The following is an 18,473-nucleotide window of genomic DNA, read 5'->3' as shown; positions in this document are numbered from 1 at the left end:
ATTCTCTCTTTTTATTTCTTTTTGCTTCCCAAAATCCGGTAGACATTAACTTTTTGTTCCCTGCCTCTTAAATGCAAAGCTCCCCAAGATTCTACATCAAATTTGTCTGCCAGATGCAGAAAGGTTTCTTCTGCAATCAATATCCGGCAAGTGTCCTCTTGCCGATCCTTTTCACAGCTTTCGAGCCGAGAGGCAATATTTACGCTGTCGCCGATCACTCCATATTCTAAACGGGTTGCGCCTCCGAGACTACCCACCATCACAGGCCCTGTAAAGATGCCTACTCGCATTTTTGCGGACGGTAAACCCCGATCGAGCCAATTTTGATTCATTTGTGGCAAGCGGGAACTGATGGCTAAAGCGCAAGATACGGCGAGGCGAGCATCTTCGGCAATTTCTTCGGGAGTGGTGCGGGGAATGGGTACGCCAAATACTGCTAGCATTCCATCTCCGGTAAATTTATTAATCACGCCTTGATGTGCTTGGACTTCTTGGGCCATTACTGATAAATACTCATTTAACCAACTCATTACTACTTCAGGTGGTAGTTTTTCGGAGATTGTACTAAAACCCTGCAAGTCGGTGAGGACGATCGTAGCAGTAACTTTTTGGCCCGGCAATAACCCTGATTCGAGCAGATGGACGCGCTCTTTCCACAGGGCATTTGCGATCGCGGGTGAAGTTTGTTGTCCTAATAATTTCATCACAATCCCTTCCTGTTGCCTCGACTGCTCGTACTTATAGGTGACTGCGACTCCTGCGGTGACTAAAAGTGCCAGAGCAGGGGAAATTAGAGGAATCCACCCCTGTTGCATGAAGAGAAAAAAGGTGAATCCGAATAATGAACCGCAAGCTGCGATCGCGATCGCGATCAAATTCAGCGATTTTTCTAGCCGCCAAGCTAAACAGCCGCCCACTGCACTCCAAACAGCGATCCAGAGAATTTCTTGCCATTCGTCCCAATACCAAAATAGCCCTTTGCCGTCTAAAACTGCACTGAGAATTTGGCTGGTAGCCGTTGCGTGAATTAATACCCCAGGCATCGGGCGGTTTCCGCTGGCAGTAGCGCTGTAAGGGCTGGAAAAGAAATCTTTAGCAGTTAGAGCTGTAACGCCTATTAACACTATTTTACCTTTCACCCATTGCGGGTCAACTTTTCCCTCCAAAACTTCAGTTAGTGTCACGGTTTTTGCTATATTTTCAGGAGAGCGGTAATTGAGCATGATTTGATAGCCTTCGGCATTAATGTTTTGATAACCTCCTGAGTCAGCTCGCAATTTTGAAAACACTATTTTATTAGCCTGAATTTCTTGTTTTTCGGTCAATGTAGAATCTATTTTTTTGCTGTTAAAATAGGCAAAAGCTAGTCGCATTGAGAATGAAGTTAGTGTCGTTTTACCATTATTGGCGTACATCAAATTGCGACGCAGTATACCGTCGGGATCGACGACTAAATCGTTAAATCCTACCCGCTCTTCTGGTATATTGGGAGGTGGTGGGGCTGGGTCTTGTTTAGAGTTACCGATCAAGGTAATGGGGATTACTTTGGGGTTTTGCCATTGAGTTACTAATTCTGCATTCCCCGGTTCGTAGGGAATATTGCGAATCATATCTATGCCAATAGCTGTGGGTTCAAGACGCGCTATTTCGGAGATCGCTTTTGCTAAAGTGCGATCGGAAATTGGCCATTTTTCAATAGTATTAATATCCTCCTCGGTGATGGTCACTACCAGCAACCTGGGGTCAGGGCCCGGATCTGGCCGCAACTGCACCATCAGGTCGAAAGCATTTAATTCTAGTGGCTGCAACCCGCCTAAATGCCGCACTCCCAATAGAGTTCCCGTCACGACAATCCAGATAATAGCAAGAGGTTGCAAGTCAGGGAAAGGGAAGGAATGAGTTAAGTTTTTCCAACTCCAGCCTCTATCCTTCAACTTATGATGAAATTGATGCAAAAATTTGGGCATATTGATAATTATTTTTTCAACTTTCCTTGAAAAAATGCACCACCTCTTAACTTATCAAACAATTTGGGATTTTTGATTTGAGATAATCGAATTGGATTTTACATGGCCCGCACAGATGAATCCGGGGGTTCTTATTCTTTTAATCCCAAATCCCAAATTGTTTGACTAATGCCAAATTTTTAGTTTTCTTGTGCGGTTTTGGCGATCGCACTTAATTGCAATCCTTGGGGATAGCTGTTTTCTTCTTTGCTGCGCTTGATGTCGGCTTCTGAAATCTGGGGTTTGAGGTATTTTGCCAAAACTTTAACCACGTCCCCCCGATCGATCGTCCCCGCTACTGAACCAATCGGCGACAGGACGATGATTCGGGGGAGTTGACGGGCTTCCATGCTGTTAATTACTTCTGCTATGGATGCTTTTTCGGAGATTGTGGGGGTTTTTCCCAGGGGTTTCAAAATGTTGTGCAAAGTCTGAATTTGCCACTGACTGCGTTCTGTGAAACGGATATCGTCGATCGACACTAAGCCCAAATCCCGCCCGTTGGTCGCAGCAATGTAAAATGGAAACGGATTGACTTCTAACAAATATCGATCGGCAAATTCTCGCAGAGTCAAATCTGCATCTACCACTCGAAAATCGCGGCTCATCGCATCGCTGGCTTTAATTTTGAGCAGGGCTTCTTGCAAGGAAGCTAAGCGGCTGTAGGCTTTAGCATTGCGAATCCCAAACCCGCCGATTAGCGCAATCCACAAGCCGCCGTACTCGCGCGCTAAAAAGCATAAACTTAGACCCAAAGCAACGGCCAGCCAACCTAAAATTTGTCCTGTTTTTGCCGCCCAGCGAACGCCTGCAAATCGAGAGCCGGTAATTTTCCAAATTGCTGCTTTTAAAACTTGTCCTCCGTCCAAAGGCAAGCCTGGAATTAAGTTAAATAATCCCAAAACTAAATTAATTTCTGCTACCCTTTCTGTCACAATTGCAATCAAACTTGTCTGAGGGAGAACTTGAGAGCCTAAACCGAGTATTAAAAACAGCGCAAAGCTGACGAGAGGGCCGGCGATGGCTACTTGAAAAGCTTGACCGGGAGTTTTTGATTCCGAGTCTATCGATGCAATTCCACCAAATAAGAATAGGGTAATAGAATTAACTTTAATGCCTTGCGACATTGCCGCCAAGCTGTGTCCTAGTTCGTGCAAGAGCACGGAAGCAAACAGTAGCAGAGCTATTGCCAACCCGGCACTCCAGGAGAGCTCAGGCCCCCACAAGCGGTAACTGCTGGCGTATTGGCGGGTTGCTAGGGCTAAAATTATAAACCACGAGTAATCTATAACTAGGGGGATGCCAAATAAAGAGCCGATTCGCCAACCTGTCTGCATGAAATTTCCCTGCCAAAGGAGAGGAAGAAAGAGTTTCTATTATATCTTTTCTTCCCCTTGCCTTTCCCCTTCCCCAGATTTTTAAAGAACTCCGGCGTTTCCTAAGCCCAAAATTACTCCTGTTCCCAGCAAGTGGCCGAAGCTGGTTGTTGCCAGCAATTCTGGTATGCCGAAGCCTTTGAACATTCCAGGGACTGCAACGGGTAAAGCTGGGCCCTTGCCTCGGTTTTGCTTGTTTATGCCGTAGTAGCCGATCGCGATCGCCAGCAAATTGCATAAAATCATTGTCAGTCCTACCATTGGCGACCACTCTGGCGTTGAGGGAGCGGTAGATTGTACGGCTAACAGCAAAGATGAGTTGATCACGTTCTTATCTCCTGATTTCACAGATCAATTGATTTCCAAGATTATAAAAAGCGGTTTGCATTAAACTAAGATTTGTTTTAATAGTTAACAATTCGTTGATATTTTGATACAAATTCGGAACGGAGGACTAGGAGTGCGGGTTAAAATTTGCGGAATCACTAAATTAGACCAAGGAATTGCGATCGCCCGCTTGGGAGCACAGGCTTTGGGGTTTATCTGCGTGCCGGCTTCCCCCCGCTATGTCACCCCACAAACAATTCGCCTGATTGTCGAGCAGTTGCCGGAAAATGTCGATCGCATCGGTGTTTTTGCAAATACCACAATAGAAAACATCTGTCAAGTAACGGCAGAGTCAAATTTAAGCGGGGTGCAGTTACACGGAGATGAAACAGCAGAATATTGCGATCGGCTGCGCGAGTTTTTGCCGGGAATTGAAATTATCAAAGCTTTGAGAGTTAAGACTCGTGAAACTCTAGAGACTGCGGCTGTTTACGCTGTTAGTGTCGATACTTTACTGCTGGATGCTTACCATCCCAATCAACTCGGCGGTACTGGCAAAACGATCGACTGGATGATGTTAGCAGAGTTTAGACCGCAGTGTCCTTGGCTGCTGGCGGGCGGTTTAACAGCGGATAATATTTTAAATGCAATTGATAGCGCGATCGGCTATAACTTCAGCGGTGTAGACCTTTCTAGCGGCGTAGAAATAGCGCCGGGAGATAAAGATTTGACCAAAGTTGCTCAGTTGTTCGCTCAATTAACTCAAGTCGCCGGTCATTGCTAATTGCTAATACCAAATCCGCACTTTTTATCGGATTCATTCTTTAGTCGGCGTGGGCGAAGCCTGCCGTAGACTAGGCAGACTTCGTTTGTATAGTAGCGGTTGCAACCGCAGTTTATTCCCTTTATTCTTTTACCGCCGGATCTCAAAAGTGCGTGAAGCGGAGCTATCGCGAAGGGAATCGCCCTCCGGGTCTTCGTATTCCAAAACCAACTCACTAACCGTAGCACCGGTGGGGCCGCGGCGGCACCAACTAATCATTTCTTCCACAGCTTTTTTATCGCCTTCAAAGACAGCCTCGACGCGCCCATCGGGGAGGTTTCTTACCCAGCCGCCCAGGCCGAAATACTTTGCTTGATTCCTCGTTGAATATCGGTATCCTACTCCTTGAACTAATCCGGAAACAAAAACGCGGACTCTGACGGGCGGCAATGATTGGTTTTGCATAATAAACGGCTCAACTTACTGCTAACATCTGTTTGAAAATTTTAAGGATCAGTTTGATTATGTTAAATTTTAGTGCGATTCCCTTCGGGATAGCTCCGCTTCACGCGCTGCCGGGATTCCTGATACGCCGCATCACCCTAGCTTTTTCAACTATTCCCGATTTCACTGATTGGCTGGTTGCAGCTATGCTCGCGCTGGTTTACACTTCGATCGCGCTTTCCGTCGGTTTTTGGTCGGGATTTCTGAAGGTAGACGTGCAAACCGATCGGCGTACAATTGTGGGAGTGCTCATTGGCTGTTTGTTAAGTCCGGGAATCACCGAGGAAGTATTTTTCCGCGTGTTAATGCTGCCGCACCCGTTCGAGAAGGCTTCTGGGTTAATGCTGTGGTTTTGGGGATGTGCGAGTTTGGCGGTTTTTGTAGTTTACCACCCGCTGAACGCGCTGACTTTTTACCCGGTTGGTCGATCGACCTTTATGAATCCAGTGTTTTTGCTGCTGGCGGCAATTTTGGGAGTTGCGTGCTCTATCGCATACCTACAAAGCGGTTCTATCTGGCCTGCGGTGGCGGTTCACTGGCTCGCAGTGACAGCCTGGCTGCTGCTATTGGGCGGTTACAGGAGGCTGTATGGTTAAATGTAAAAAGTCCAGCATCACTATTTTGTCGGGAGGAGATGAGTCGTGGGTATCATAGGAGCGATCGTAAGTTTTTTGGCAGGGATAGCAGTTGCTTACTGGTTAGTGGAAAAGCGCTTAAACAAGCAAAAACAAGAATACTTGCAGCAAACTCGCAGAATTACTGAGGAAATAGAATTAGCTCAGATGTCTCGGGTGCAACAAGCTGTCCAATCTCAGCAAGGAGAACGGGAAAATCAGCTTAGAAAAGCTACTGCCGAACACGAAAATTTACTCAGACAAGTTACTAATCAATACGAAAATCAGCTCAAACAAGTTGCGGCTCAATACGAAAATCAGCTCCAACAACTTCAGGCAGAACGCGACAGTCAGTTCCAACCAGTTGCCAGCGTAGACGAACACGAGCTGCGGCGACAAATCAGCGAGGAATTAGAAGCCGCTAACAATGCAAGGCTTCAGGAAAATATCCAATCTTTGCAAGCAGAACACGAACATCATTTACTCAGAATTGCTGACGAATTGCATCATAATTATCAAGCTCAGATGGAGCAACATTTGCAAAGCCTGCAAAACGAGCACGAAATTCGATTGAGGCAAACTGCCGAGGAATATGAGAATCGCGAGGTTGAGATGCAGTTAACGATGGAGGCTTTGCAACAGCAATACGAGATTCAGTTGCAAGCGGCTCACGAGCAGTGGAGAGAGCACGAAGCTCAGATGCAAGCTACTATCAGGTCTTTGCAAGAGCAGTACGAGAGTAATGTACAACAAGAAGAAGTCGCAGATCAGCAGTTCAGTCAGTTAAATCCCACAGAATTTGGAGAAGATTTACCACAACAAGAAGTTGGGCAGGAACTGTCAAGTGAGTTAAATCAAACAGAAGTTGAAGAAGAGTTAAATTACACAGATTTTTCGGAACCACAACCAATTGATTTACATCAACCAGCAGTCGAACAACAGGTTCCAATTACCAGACAAGCACCAAGCTATTCTCTACCGCAGTTGATGGGATGTGTTCAAAGTCAGGACACAAAAACCCGCAAGTTTGCAGCGTCTGCTTTAGGTAAAATGGCTGCTGCTAATGCTCTGAGATCCGAAGGTCAGCGAGCAATAGAAACCTTGGGAAAATTAGCTCAAGATATTCACCCGGAGGTGCGCGAAGCTGCTGTGGAAGCACTAGCAATGATTAAGTCGGAAAAAGTAATTCCGCTGCTACAAAAAGCTTTGCGAGATATAGATAGCGGTGTGGCTAAATCAGCAAGTGCTGCGCTCAATAAGTTTAAGTTTTATCCGCGAACTCCGGCGGCTAAACCGAAAAATGTTGAGGTGAAGAAACCAAAGCGTTAAGCATTTACGAGGATAAATATAGCAATTGTAAATTGCCTACAACGCAGTAGGGATACAACATTGTTGTGTCCTTACCGAGGTGCTGTATTTCACTCAATTTCGATTACTAACACAAACTTTGGAAGTTGGGTTGAAGAAAGAAATCAAACTCAATTATTCGATCGACAACTCGCCCAATTCTTAGCAGAGATCGCAGACACCCCGCCAGCCGAGGCCGATAGGATTGACGATCGCCTGCCAACGGGTTTGCCGGCAATTTCGTCGCGCCAAATCTATTTCAGACTGTGGGTTAACCGATCTGTTGCACTATTCTTAAAATCGCTGCTTTGTACCGAGTATAAATTTGATGTCGCCGGAGTCGCTAACACCCACATCTAAGCGAATTAATCCAAAGGACGATCGCACCCTCACACCCACCCCAACACCCGCCCCAGTCCCCGGTTTGTCCCTGACTACCGCCGGTTTCCCGAGTACGCTATCTCCCGTTCCCAAATCCGACGCAAAATCAACAAATATTACGCCGCCGACATCCTGACCCACAGGAAACCGATATTCACCCGAAGCCAAAAAATAACTCCGGCCGCTGCCAATATCCCCGCTATCGTAACCCCGCACGGAATTGCGGCCGCCGAGGCGAAAAGCTTCCGTTGGTGGCAAATCCCCGATTACCGTGCCCGCTTGCAAGTTAAAAGCCAGCATTTCGGGCAAGGCTTCGGACTCGCTGATGCCCAACAAAGTTAGTGGTACATACTGTATATAATTCGCTAACAGCCTGTTGCTCACAATGTTACCTCGCCCCAGAGGTATCGACTGCTCGGTGCTGAGGCTGAGAATCGATCCGCTGGTGGGGTTGAAGGGATTGTCCCGCCGATCGAGCATCGCGCCAAAAGAAACAGTGTATAACTCGTCAACGCCGCTGCCGCTGAATGTGAGAGGATTGCCGAGTTCGTCGCGGCGGGCGATATTTAAGTTGCGATCGCGCGTGCTGATATTTGTATAATTTAATCCCAAAGTCGATTGCCAGTCGCCCAAAGGTCTGGTAAACCTGAGATTTCCCCCCACCCGAATTTCCCGAACTCGGTTCCCGTTGGGCAAATCAATATCTTTGTTGAAAATTTCCGATATTCTGCGATCGCCAAAAGCTCTCACACTGTATCCCAAACGGTCTTCAGCGGCAACGTAAGGGCTGACAAACTCGACATCGTACTGGATTCCTCGGAGGCTGGGTTCAAGTTCCACCGCCAGCCGCTGCGGGGTTGTTCCGAAAGTTCGATCGGTATAGGAAAGAGGAACAGCAACGCCAACATCATCACTAAGACTGGCACTCACGCTAAAAGAGCGAGCCGATCGCTCTTGAACGTTGTAGATTACATTAACATCCGTGCCAACTTCTTCAATCGAAACCGTCACTTTGTCAAACAATCCCAATTGCTGCAACTGCTGCAAATCCGATCGTACAACTTCCCGGCTGTAGTTATCCCCCGCCTTGAGTTTGAGTTCGCCTCGGATAAAATCTTCCGAAATTCTGCCCTCAACCGGATTCCCTTTTTGATCGACAGCTTCGCCTTGGGAATTAACAAAGCGAATTTTCACCTCTGCAACGTAAACGCCTTCAGCATTGCCCGCTTGACTGATTTGTAGAGTACCGCCTAGCTGTCGGGCGTTGCTGTTTACTGCTTCGGGGATTTCGGCGTTGGCCGCGATCGTCGCCGGAGTTTTTAACAGAGATGTAAAATCTTTATTGTGGCTGGACTTGAGTGATATCAATTCCGGTTGCACCGGAATGAATGTTGACTGTTGACTGTTGGCTGTTGACTGTTGACTCGGGGTCGAAAAACTGAATGGTTGAGTGTTAACTGTTGACTCAATTTTATTATTTTGATGCAACCGGAAACGATATGAGGGAGATTCCCTAGGGGATAGCTGCGCCGCGCGTACTTCTGGAGAAGTTGCGAGCTCATCGGATGTCGGCAAATCCTGCACAGTTGGGTTCACCTCATCCGATTGGTGACTATTTAAGACTGGAACCGATAACAAATGTCGCTTGTCATCTAGTCTAGATCCCCCTAAATCCCCCTTAAGAAGGGGGACTTTGAGCATATTTCTTGTCCCCCCCTTATTAAGGGGGGTGAGGGGGGATCTGGACTTCGCTACAAACAACAGAGACAGTCGGTTTGACGTTAAGTTATCACCGATGACCTCATCCTCCTCCCTCTGTGCCCTTGTGGGACAGGCGTCTCGCCTGTCAATTTCTGCGGTTCCCTCTCTCAACTCCGCCTCAGTCGCTGCGGCACTCGGATCGATCGCCCGCGCTGCCAATTCGCCGCCAGCCAGCGCCGCCAAAGTCAAAAATGCAATAATCGGAATTCGCATAAAAATAAAATTAAACCACACCCAACGCATATTACCCAAAACCGGGCACCCTGCATAATTAGCCGAAAAGAAACCCGGTATTTTTGAGGCTACCGGGTTTCTGGGATGCTGAAATTTGGGAAAGTTCGACCGCGGGCGATCGTAAAATTTGTTTAAATAGCTTGTCGAGAAACTCGTTTCTCAAAATGAGCCTGAGTCTGCTGCAACAGTTGTTCGCGACTGTCCTTAGCGGTGGTAATGGTAGGGAGCAAGTTGCGAGCTTGTAAAGTCATGTGAAGCTGTAGGTGTGCTACGTACTCACTGACATCTTCGCGAAGAGAGCAAGCCGGGTACTGTTTTAAAGTAGAGTTCAAAGTGTTCTCCTGCTTTGAGTTGGCAGTATTTTCTAATAATCATAGACAATATCATGGTCTATTTCTAACTGTGTACTCCGTAATGAAGTTTAACCTTTGGACTGCTTTTTTGTTACAAGTCTTTACAAATCTTTCTTGTGTATCAGGAGTCGATCCCCATGCAGTCTCAAGCAGTTCTAGGACAAAATCACACCTTAAGTACATTTGTCAAGAGCACCGCCCAAACAGCAGCCTACCTCGACATCGGGTGGGGCAGACCCTTATTGATGCTGCACGGTTTCTTAGCAGAAAAGACTTGCTGGCTGCCATTAATTGAGTTATTGCCATCTCAGTTTCGGTGCATCAGTTTAGATATGTTAGGTTTTGGAGAATCCAGCAAACCAGAAATGCGCTATGACGTAGCTGTAGAAGTTGCTTTTGTGCGCCAAGTTTTAGAACAACTAAATATTGAACCTTGCTGCATCATCGGACATTCTTTTGGCGGTTGGGTAGTATCTGCATATTCCCTAAAATATCCTAATTCTGTTAGCAGTTTAGTGTTAGCAGCATCGGCGGGAATTCGGGACGACACTTTTTGCGATCAATATGATGCTTTGCGGCCGCTGTTGTGGGAAACCCCAGCGGTGGATTGGGCCTTGCAGTTGGCAAAACCTTTTGCTAGTTTAGCGGGAAAAAGTGATAAAGCAGCACATTTCGGGCTGGCGCAGGGAGTTAATGTCTCAACCAGTAGCAAAGTCATTTTTAATGAGCAGGATGCGGCCGGAAGACGCAGTTGATACAGTAGAAAAACAAATTTACAAATTGCAAATTCCTACCTTAGTCATCGCCGCAGATAGTGACGAAACAATTCCTCTATCGCACTGTCAAACCTACGCTAACGAGATACCGGGGGCCGAGTTAGCAATTATTCCCAATTCGGCTCACGGGTTGCCGCAAACTCAAGCTCAAATTATGGCGAAGTTGATTTGTAAATTTTTGAATAATTAAGAAAAACTGTGCAAGAAGCCGAATAATAAAAATTGTGATAAGCCACCAATTGAAAATAATTGTGTTTTAGTATACTAATTTAGTAAGAAATACGGAATATATTGTTTAGTGTCTTGTACAATTTTTGATTATGGCTCTTAAATCTTGTGTCAGCACGAGCTACAGACATTTAGTTGAGTCGGGGATATTACCAATGGCGGCAATGAGGAACTATTTTAATCTGGAAGAAATTACGACAGCCAGAAAAATTAGTGCAGCGGTAATTAATATCAGCGGCCGTCAGCGAATGCTTTCCCAACGCACGGCTTTTTTTTGCATGAGGTTAGTTTGTTCTCAGAATGGGGTAGAAAGAGCCAAACTGCGGGGAAATTTGTTAGAGGCGATCGAGCTTATGGAAAAATCGCACCGCGACTTAATTAATACTGAAAGCAGCATCAACTTATTGAGTGCCCCTTCAGCCACTGTCAAGGCAATGTATTTTGAGGCACCGCTGTATCTAGACAAACAAATCCGCGAATATATCGATCGAATTAAAGCACTGGTGCAAGTTCCCGATTCCGAACTCCGGCTGGAAAATCCCCATCTGCTGTACATTGTCGAAGCTGCCAGCGGCGAATTGCTAGAAGCTTTCGATGCCGTGGTGAGTCAATACCAGCAAGAAAGCGAAATCGAACAATTTGAACTCGACCTCAAACAGGTTGAACTTTATCAAGAAAGTTGTGCTGCTACTGCGAAAGCGGAAGCTCAAGCGGCCCAGCTCGATCGCGCACTTTGCGAACTCAAACAAACTCAAGCTCAACTCCTCCACAGCGAAAAAATGTCTTCGCTGGGAGCGCTAATGGCTAGTATCGTCCACGAAATTAATAATCCAGTTAGTTTTATTTACGGCAACTTGAGCCATGCCGAAATTTATACTCAAGATTTGCTACACCTGCTGCGTCTCTATCGAGAATACTATCCCAATCCCTCTCCAGAAATTCAAGCTCAAATCGAAGAGATGGATCTTGATTTTCTAGTTGAAGACTTGCCTAAAGTTATGTCTTCCATGCAAATTGGTTCCGATCGCATTCGCGAAATTGTAAAATCTATGGGCAACTTTTCGCGAACGGATAACAGTAACATGACGCTGTGCGATTTGGAAGACAGCATTGACAGCACCGTGTTAATTTTGCGAAACCGTCTCAATTCTCAAATAGGCCGTCGCGAAATTCAAGTAGTTAAAAGTTATGCAAAATTACCGACTGTCGAGTGTTATGCCGGACAGCTAAATCAAGTATTTATGAATATAATTAGCAACGCGATCGATGCTTTGGACGAGGCAGCAGAAAATCAGCCCAATGCTGCGCTAAAAATTTCTATCAGCACAGAATTAGCGGGATCTGATCGCGTGAGAGTGCGGATTGCTGACACGGGGTCGGGAATGACAGCACAGATCAAAGAACGAATGTTCGAGCAGTTTTTCACCACCAAGGAAATCGGTAAAGGTACTGGTTTAGGATTGTCTATTGTCTACAAAATCTTAGTAGAAAATCACGGAGGAACGCTCAGGTGCGAGTCTGAACCGTCCAAGGGAACCGAGTTTATCATTGAACTGCCAGTGCAGCAAAGTTAAACACTCTATCTAAATCAAAAGTCACTTGCATTTATGGTGGCGCAGGCGTCGGACTCGCGATCTCAAATCCTGTCGATCGGTATCTGCAGGGACGCCGCGCCGTCTGCAAATCTCCTACTCCAATTCTAGCTTCAAAGTTGGCAACAACTTTTCTAAATTTTTGAGAGATTTCTGTTGCCAGGGAACATCCTTTGAACCCAACACCAAAAGTTGAATTGTTTTCTTTTTCCGCACGGTAATGACAAATTTAGACAGCATACTGATACCAGAACTATTAACAAATTCCAAGTTCTTTAGGTTCAAAGTAATAGTAGGCGGTTCGGGATTGGCGATCTGATCTAACAATTCGACTATTGGTGCATACTCTGCTGGTCCGCTCAGGCTGAGTTCGCCTTGGAAAAGGACTGTTACCGATTCTCGATCGTACTTAACGCTGTAATCTTCACCTTGAATTTCTTGAATACCCATTATTTTTTGGTTTCCTGACTAAAATATTGCGATTGCACAAAAAGAGTAAACATGGAAATGCTAGAAACTAGACAATAATTTGAGCCACCGTCGTCACCAGCATGGTATCAAGACTGTCTGGTATTGTCTCAAATCTCCAACCGATCTTGGCTGAATAGTCATTAACCATCGTTAGTAATCCCAATCCCGACGTTTCACTTTCTGTTTCAGCATTTTTTTCAAGCTGCTGTAAATATAGTTCATTCGGGTCGTCGGAAGATAGTAGTTCTTTAATGAATGCCTGCAATTTATTGACTGATTCTGAATTGGCACAGTTGGTAGCAAAAATCACTGCTATCACCTCGACATCTTCAATAAAGTGTATACCAAACTTCACCTTGTAAATATCATTATCATCGGTGAATTTGATAGCGTTTTCTAACAGTTCGTTAGCGACGTAACTCACTGCTCCCTTGCTTTGTTTAATCCGTTGTTCGCTGTTAGCATCCTCTTCATCCAGCGGTAGAAAACTAGACAAATAATCGGCTACAAAATGAGCCGAAAGCCTGTTATTGCGCCAGCGCTGCTTGATGGGACGAGAACTGGGGGTAAATGTAAGTTCTAGGGAGTCGTGTTCAGGAGGAAATTCTTCAATGAAGTCTCCCAAGATTTGTGTCATAGTTTTTAAGCTTCCAGATGTCATTATTTTTATCCCTCCAATTGATGTATTTATGTCACTTCTGGGTGAATTTCCACACGCCGTTCCAGTTAGCAGGAATACTATTTTCTAACAGCGATTGGATGCGTTTTAGGTAAAGTTGACTGGGCTTGTCATCTGGATTTAGGGCTACTATCTGTTCAAAACAAACTATGGCTTTAACAAAATTTCCCTGACAATATTCTTGGAGTCCCTCCTCAAATATAGGCAAAGTTTGAATTTTGAGCGATCGCACTGGTTCTACTTCAACATCTAACACCTCACAAACTGTAATGGCTTCTTGTCTACCTTTGACAATAGCCCGATCCAAAAAACGGATATGATACTTTTCGGGTTGACTCAAACGTTGTACCACATCTCCAGAAATTAATAAAGATACGCCATAATACTTAGTCAAACCTTCCAGACGAGCGGTGAGATTGACATGATCTGAGAGCGCATCTGCTTGCATCCGATTCGCATCTCCAATAATCCCAACCATCGTATCACCCACATGGATACCAATGCCAATCTTCAGCGGTATATCCCCATTTATTTTACGGCTTTGATTGTATTTCTGCAACTGCTCCAATTTCACAATTCCTGCCTGAATAGCATCATCCACGCCATCAGGAAAAACTGCCATAACCCCATCTCCTATATACTTGACAATAAAACCGTTGTGCTTGCGAATTTCGGGACTAATTTGCTGTAAATAGTTATTGATGAAGTCAAAGTTTTCTTGAGGAGTCATTTGCTCCGCCATCGTGGTGAAGGAACGCATATCGGAAAACATAATTGCCATCTCTTTGCTGACGTGATCTCCAAGCTGGAAATCAACCATGCTTTGCTTGCCGAGAAATTGGAGAAACTCATCGGGAACAAAACGTCCGTAAGCCTGCAAAAGTTTCTCTAATTCTTGTTCCCGCGCTTTCACCGTTTGCACCATATGCGAAAATACCTGTGCCAATTCTCCCAGTGCATCACTGCGCGCTGCTACATCTGACAATATCTGGGGTTCAAATTTGTTGTTTTTCACAGCAATAGCTGCATCTATCACCTTTTTAACCTGCTCGATATAAGTCTGCATCTCTCGATTTTTATGACGGATCTGGTTTTCCAGATCCGTGGAGTGTTGCGTGATAATTTCTACTAGAGTTTCATAGCTATTTTTTTCATCTTCGACTTCCTCCAGTTTTTTCATCAAATCCTGTAGCTGGGTCTTGAGTTCTTCTGGATATTTAGAATGTGGTAAATTTAGTTTTGGTTTCATAATGTATATTCCCGAATCTGGAATCGCAAAATTGTTTGACTCGCTCGCTGTAAATTATTACAACTTACACGGCCGAAGCGAGAAATCCGGTTGCTGCTTCAATGCTTGGCGACTAAATCCAAGCTCCCGCGTAAAAACCGGGTTGACGAGCGTCAATCAGAAATTATTCACAATATGTCCCTGTTGCTTCAATACTAGCAAAGTAAGGTCATCAAATACCTTTTGTTCTCAAAAAAAAATTCGCAAATCATCGATGGCGGCTTGCTTGATTTGTTCGGCGCTCAAATGCCAGTTTTGAGAAACCACTTCACATAGTCTTTCGATACCGTAGAATTTTTTGTGCATATTTCTAGCTTCGGGGATGCCATCGGTGTACAGCACCACCCCGTCCCCCGGCTCTAAGTCTACTCAAAGATGGCGGACCCAATCGGAAATATGCTCATCTAAGCCGATCGGAAATCATAAACCCATCATTTTAATGCGTTCAATTTGACCGCCTTTTCTGACTACGAGAGTTTCCTCGTTTTGACCGCTAATACTATTTTAAGAGTCTGCGTAAGTGAGGAGAGCTAGAGTCAGGTTGTGGTTCGATTTTATCCGCTAAATATTTTTATAAATAGTGCTGTTAAGGGCATCTAAAAAGCGCCCGAAATATAGTTATTGAAGTTCCTGCAAAGTGCGAAATGCCGCTTGAGTTGTCACCCTCAAAATGCCACATTATAGTCCGTATATAATGACATTACCAAGGCAGAGTGTAACTACTCCGTCAGTACAAAATACGTCGTAATAATTGCCACAAACTTCATTTGCTGGTTCCATATATCCAGCCAGCAATATTTAACTCTGTAATTGGTGCTAATTCCGCAGGTTTTTGCAGAATCAACTGCTGCATTTGTTTGAGGATATCCAGTTCGCCCCTCATGCGAAGATTTTCGGTTTTGAGGCGCTGGTGGAGGGCAGAAATTGCCTGATTAGCTTCTTGGGCTAGTTGGGCTGTGCGTTCTTCAACTTTATCTTCTAGAGTTTGATAAAGCAGAGCATTTTCGAGGGAAATAGCTGCTTGGGAAGATAGGATTTTTAAGACTTCCAATCTGTCAGGAGTAAATGCACCTGGGGCGAGACTGTTTTCTAAGTACAAAATGCCGAACGCTTTACGTTGGTTAACCATAGGAGTACACAATACAGATTTAGGTTGATGCTGAATAATGTAGGGGTCGGCAGCAAAGATATTGTCAGTAGCAATATGGTTAATTACCAAGGTTTCCCCCTGGTACGCCCGACGTAGTTAATGGCAGTTACTGGAAGACTTTGGCTTTGAGAAAGTGGAATATTTGGCAAATAGCAGATTTCGTCTAAATATTTAGGAACAATCAATAATTTGCCCGCCATTTATAAAATGATATAGCCTTATGAATTGCCAGCTTTATCGATTAAAATTAAGATAATATTATAGCAAATTTTAGATATTAAATTTGCTATAATATGGTTTAACAAGCTTTAACAAGTAGTGCTAAAATCCAGTATACTGCAAATATTATTACCATTAGAAATGATGGTTGTAATGAGAGTTTTATCGATGGTGTATACGACATACAAAGTTGTTTTTTGTTCTTCTTCTACAAGGGGCCAGAGTAAGTGAGGATATTTTTGTTCTAAATCCTGAATTTTTGCCTGAGCTCTCCAGCGAGCATAAGCGTAGTATGCGTCAGTTAGATAGACGCTGGCAATTTTATCTTTACCTACTTCTAGATAAAATTTAGCTGTAAGTTCGCAGAAGAGTGCTTCTTCTTGAAGGTATTGGTTTTCTTGGGCATTAGCAATGGCGCGATCGTACAAATCGATAGCTTCGAGCCTGTCTCCCAATACTCGTGCTATTTCTGCGGCTACTAAATCATATTTATCAAAAACCTTTGAAGCGTTTGCTTCGCGGGAGCGATATCTTTTTCAAGTCACATCAGAGATATTATCGAGCGGATTTTTAGTTGATGTCTAATCAACTAAATTAGCTAATAAAAGTAGATAGGTTAAGAGCGACTGACAATGTTATCATATCAAAAACTGAACAAACATCAACCAATCGGCGTTCATCAGCGCTCATCTGCCTGCATCAGCGGTTAAAATAAAAAAATAAATACCCGACAAAAATGCAAATTACTCAAGCCCTCCACAGCGCCATACTCATCTCCAACCTGGAAAAATCCCAACACTTTTACAGCAGCGTACTAGGACTGCAAAAAATCGATCGAGTTTTAAAATTTCCCGGAATCTGGTATCAAATCGGCAACTGCCAGCTCCACCTAATTTTAGCTGCGACAATTATACCAGATGCCGTAAACAATGACAAATGGGGACGCAACCGACATCTAGCGTTTTCTGTGGTCAACTTAGAGGCAGCCAAACAACAATTAATTGCCCACAATTGCCCGTTCCAAATGAGCGCGTCAGGTCGATCGGCATTATTTACCCAAGATCCCGACGGCAACATCATCGAACTCAGCGAGTAACAGATGAAAGTCATCGCCTATTCTTACACCGAACCGCTACTCGAAGCAGCACCCGCACCGGAAATTTGGGGCCAAGAGGTCGATCGAATATATCAAGACTTAGGAGGGCGACAACAACTCCAGCAACTCCTCAAAGACTGCCAAACAGAACCAGTCAAATACTTATTAATTCAGCGCTTTGAAGAACTCGGCGACACATTGCAGCAAGTGTGTCTGCACCTCGCCCAACTCGAAACCCTCGGCGTCGAAATCATCGTCCAAGCAGAAACGGAACCGCAAAACCGCAAAAACTTGCTGCAAATCCTCGCAGAACTCCAGCGCAGCCAACACAGCCGCAGCATCCGCAAAGGACACGCCCGCAACCGCATCAAATCGCGGATTCCACCGGGCAAGGCTCCCTACGGCTATCGGCGCGGCAAAGAGCGCTACACGATCGATCGATCGGCCGCCCCCGCCGTCAAAGACTTTTTTGAACACTTTCTCATCTACGGTTCTTTGCGCGGTTCCGTGCGCTATTTAGCAAAGAAATACAGCAAAAAAATCTCCGTCAGCACAGGCCGCCGCTGGCTGACAAATCCCGCCTACCGAGGCGATTTGGAATATCAAAACGGCCAAGTAATTTCTAACACCCACGTCCCGATTATTTCCAGAGAAGAAGCCGCCCAAGTAGACCGATTGCTGCGCCGCAACCGCCAACTTTCCCCCCGCGCCGCCAGTGCCCCCCGTTCCCTTGCAGGTTTAGCAATTTGTTCCGAATGCCGATCGCCCATGACAGTAGCAAAAGTTACCTCCTACCGCAAAGACAAAGAATACCTTTATTTGCGACCGATTAACTGTCCAAAACAGCCTAAATGCAGCGGTCTTTCTTACGAAGAAATATTGCAATTAACCATTAAAAGAATCTGCGAGGATTTACCGCAGGCTGTCGCTGGGCTGCAAATGCCTGACATGAATGGAATTAAAGCAGGAATTGGCAGGGCGATCGGCTCCAAACAAGAAATCCTAGAGCAACTGCCAGCCCTGATTGAAAGCGGCATTTTAGACACAGAAACTGCCGAATTGAGAGCCTACAAAATCCGCACCGAAATTGCCGAAATGCAAACCCAACTCGCACAACTGCCCCCAGTGAATTTGCGAGAAACGGTTCAAACAGTTTCGCTTCCCCAGTTTTGGCTCGATTTGTCAGAATCGGAACGCAGGTTTTACTTTCGAGAATTCATCAGCAAAATAGAGATTATACGCGAAAATATAACAGTAAAAGTGCAAATAATTTTCATTTTTTAAGGAGAGCGATCGACAACTTACCAA

General features: G+C 45.0%; 20 protein-coding genes. 8 read left to right on the top strand and 12 right to left on the bottom strand.

All coding sequences use genetic code 11. The features are described from left to right. Nucleotides 1-11: 11 nt before the first annotated feature. The 3 genes from QUB30_RS03595 to psaK all read right to left on the bottom strand — a co-directional run bounded on the left by QUB30_RS03595 (nt 12) and on the right by psaK (nt 3,709). A complete protein-coding gene (locus tag QUB30_RS03595; protein WP_333329184.1) occupies nt 12-1,967 on the bottom strand; it encodes an adenylate/guanylate cyclase domain-containing protein in 1,956 nt (651 codons plus the stop codon). Nucleotides 1,968-2,146: 179 nt separating this feature from the next. Beyond that, nucleotides 2,147-3,343, bottom strand: a complete 1,197-nt coding sequence (locus tag QUB30_RS03590; protein ID WP_333329181.1) for a site-2 protease family protein — start codon at nt 3,341-3,343, stop codon at nt 2,147-2,149. Between the two features lie 81 nt (nt 3,344-3,424). Continuing rightward, nucleotides 3,425-3,709, bottom strand: a complete 285-nt coding sequence (gene psaK, locus QUB30_RS03585) for a photosystem I reaction center subunit PsaK (protein ID WP_333329178.1) — start codon at nt 3,707-3,709, stop codon at nt 3,425-3,427. A 133-nt stretch (nt 3,710-3,842) separates the two neighbouring features. On the opposite strand from psaK, the gene QUB30_RS03580 reads away from it, so the two are divergent. Continuing rightward, entirely contained in the window at nt 3,843-4,493 is a 651-nt protein-coding gene (locus QUB30_RS03580) for a phosphoribosylanthranilate isomerase (protein ID WP_333329173.1), read from the top strand. Between the two features lie 129 nt (nt 4,494-4,622). On the opposite strand, the gene QUB30_RS03575 is transcribed toward QUB30_RS03580, so the two are convergent. Beyond that, complete coding sequence (locus tag QUB30_RS03575; RefSeq protein ID WP_333329170.1) at nt 4,623-4,937, bottom strand: acylphosphatase; 315 nt, start codon at nt 4,935-4,937, stop codon at nt 4,623-4,625. Nucleotides 4,938-4,996: 59 nt separating this feature from the next. Here QUB30_RS03575 and QUB30_RS03570 point away from each other — a divergent pair, with 59 nt between their 5' ends. Together QUB30_RS03570 and QUB30_RS03565 are read left to right on the top strand one after the other, a co-directional pair. After that, the gene (locus QUB30_RS03570) at nt 4,997-5,572 is read left to right on the top strand and encodes a CPBP family glutamic-type intramembrane protease (protein ID WP_333329167.1); all 576 of its coding nucleotides are present in this window, start codon (nt 4,997-4,999) and stop codon (nt 5,570-5,572) included. A gap of 45 nt (nt 5,573-5,617) precedes the next feature. After that, the gene (locus QUB30_RS03565; protein ID WP_333329164.1) at nt 5,618-6,919 is read left to right on the top strand and encodes a HEAT repeat domain-containing protein; all 1,302 of its coding nucleotides are present in this window, start codon (nt 5,618-5,620) and stop codon (nt 6,917-6,919) included. Between the two features lie 312 nt (nt 6,920-7,231). Here the strand turns inward: QUB30_RS03565 and QUB30_RS03560 are convergent, their stop codons facing one another. Then, nucleotides 7,232-9,292 carry a BamA/TamA family outer membrane protein gene (locus QUB30_RS03560; RefSeq protein ID WP_333329161.1) on the bottom strand — a complete coding sequence of 687 codons (2,061 nt, stop codon included), beginning with the start codon at nt 9,290-9,292 and terminating at the stop codon, nt 7,232-7,234. Nucleotides 9,293-9,444: 152 nt separating this feature from the next. After that, a complete protein-coding gene (locus QUB30_RS03555) occupies nt 9,445-9,645 on the bottom strand; it encodes a hypothetical protein (protein ID WP_006634481.1) in 201 nt (66 codons plus the stop codon). A gap of 158 nt (nt 9,646-9,803) precedes the next feature. Here QUB30_RS03555 and QUB30_RS03550 point away from each other — a divergent pair, with 158 nt between their 5' ends. The 3 genes from QUB30_RS03550 (at nt 9,804) to QUB30_RS03540 (ending at nt 12,244) form a co-directional block, all read left to right on the top strand. Then, on the top strand, nt 9,804-10,421 hold the full coding sequence (locus QUB30_RS03550) for an alpha/beta fold hydrolase (protein WP_333329158.1): 618 nt from the start codon (nt 9,804-9,806) through the stop codon (nt 10,419-10,421). Continuing rightward, nucleotides 10,390-10,632, top strand: a complete 243-nt coding sequence (locus QUB30_RS03545) for an alpha/beta hydrolase (RefSeq protein WP_333329156.1) — start codon at nt 10,390-10,392, stop codon at nt 10,630-10,632. The genes QUB30_RS03550 and QUB30_RS03545 overlap by 32 nt, the downstream gene beginning before the upstream one ends. A gap of 130 nt (nt 10,633-10,762) precedes the next feature. Next, nucleotides 10,763-12,244, top strand: a complete 1,482-nt coding sequence (locus QUB30_RS03540; protein ID WP_333329153.1) for an ATP-binding protein — start codon at nt 10,763-10,765, stop codon at nt 12,242-12,244. Between the two features lie 114 nt (nt 12,245-12,358). Here QUB30_RS03540 and QUB30_RS03535 read toward each other — a convergent pair whose 3' ends face one another. The 6 genes from QUB30_RS03535 to QUB30_RS03510 all read right to left on the bottom strand — a co-directional run bounded on the left by QUB30_RS03535 (nt 12,359) and on the right by QUB30_RS03510 (nt 16,524). Continuing rightward, nucleotides 12,359-12,712 (bottom strand): slr1659 superfamily regulator, encoded by a 354-nt coding sequence (locus QUB30_RS03535; RefSeq protein ID WP_333329150.1) that lies wholly within the window; start codon nt 12,710-12,712, stop codon nt 12,359-12,361. Between the two features lie 67 nt (nt 12,713-12,779). Continuing rightward, nucleotides 12,780-13,370: a DUF6272 family protein gene (locus QUB30_RS03530; protein ID WP_445300463.1), complete on the bottom strand. Its 591-nt coding sequence runs from the start codon at nt 13,368-13,370 to the stop codon at nt 12,780-12,782. A 55-nt stretch (nt 13,371-13,425) separates the two neighbouring features. Then, the gene (locus QUB30_RS03525; RefSeq protein WP_333329144.1) at nt 13,426-14,661 is read right to left on the bottom strand and encodes an adenylate/guanylate cyclase domain-containing protein; all 1,236 of its coding nucleotides are present in this window, start codon (nt 14,659-14,661) and stop codon (nt 13,426-13,428) included. Between the two features lie 228 nt (nt 14,662-14,889). Beyond that, on the bottom strand, nt 14,890-15,042 hold the full coding sequence (locus tag QUB30_RS03520) for a SpoIIE family protein phosphatase (RefSeq protein WP_333329141.1): 153 nt from the start codon (nt 15,040-15,042) through the stop codon (nt 14,890-14,892). A 421-nt stretch (nt 15,043-15,463) separates the two neighbouring features. Further along, nucleotides 15,464-15,919, bottom strand: a complete 456-nt coding sequence (locus QUB30_RS03515; RefSeq protein WP_333329138.1) for a GAF domain-containing protein — start codon at nt 15,917-15,919, stop codon at nt 15,464-15,466. Nucleotides 15,920-16,158: 239 nt separating this feature from the next. Next, nucleotides 16,159-16,524, bottom strand: a complete 366-nt coding sequence (locus QUB30_RS03510) for a hypothetical protein (protein ID WP_333329135.1) — start codon at nt 16,522-16,524, stop codon at nt 16,159-16,161. A gap of 281 nt (nt 16,525-16,805) precedes the next feature. Between QUB30_RS03510 and QUB30_RS03505 the strand changes: the two genes are divergently transcribed. Together QUB30_RS03505 and QUB30_RS03500 are read left to right on the top strand one after the other, a co-directional pair. Beyond that, nucleotides 16,806-17,165, top strand: coding sequence for a VOC family protein (locus QUB30_RS03505; RefSeq protein ID WP_333329133.1), 360 nt, complete (start codon nt 16,806-16,808; stop codon nt 17,163-17,165). A gap of 3 nt (nt 17,166-17,168) precedes the next feature. Beyond that, a complete protein-coding gene (locus tag QUB30_RS03500) occupies nt 17,169-18,449 on the top strand; it encodes a recombinase family protein (protein WP_333329130.1) in 1,281 nt (426 codons plus the stop codon). Nucleotides 18,450-18,473: the final 24 nt, after the last annotated feature.

It is taken from the genome of Microcoleus sp. BROC3 (genome assembly GCF_036702515.1).
Classification (GTDB): Bacteria; Cyanobacteriota; Cyanobacteriia; order Cyanobacteriales; family Microcoleaceae; genus Microcoleus.
Note: the sequence above shows the minus strand (reverse complement) of the source record. Positions and strands in the feature narration are given on the sequence as shown.